Raw genomic sequence first — 279 nt, 5'->3', positions numbered from 1 at the left:
CTGATCATTGCCCAGTACGAAAGCGGCAACCGCTCGCATTGCTCCTATGACGAGCACATGCAGCTGATCGATGCCATCGAAGCGCGTGACGCCGAGCAGGCGGGGAGCTTGATGATGCACCACATGGACCACATCGACAGCAAGCTGAACCTGGACGAGGAGAGTGCTTCGGACGATCTGCATGCGGTGTTCTCGCACCTGCTGAAAAAGCCAAAGGTATCGGCCAAGGGTTGATCGTTTGCCTCGGTAGATGTGGGGTTTTGCAGGCGCGGGCTTGCC

The 279-nt window shown here is 58.1% G+C and carries 1 protein-coding gene; it reads left to right on the top strand.

The window, feature by feature from the left end:
• Positions 1–234, top strand: a 234-nt coding sequence (locus tag SB725_RS30855) for an FCD domain-containing protein (protein ID WP_410923176.1), incomplete at its 5' end; no start/stop codon positions are given.
• Between the last annotated feature and the right edge of the window lie 45 nt (positions 235–279).

Source organism: Pseudomonas sp. SIMBA_041 (assembly GCF_046535095.1).
GTDB lineage: Bacteria > Pseudomonadota > Gammaproteobacteria > Pseudomonadales > Pseudomonadaceae > Aquipseudomonas > Aquipseudomonas mucoides.
Note: the sequence above shows the minus strand (reverse complement) of the source record. Positions and strands in the feature narration are given on the sequence as shown.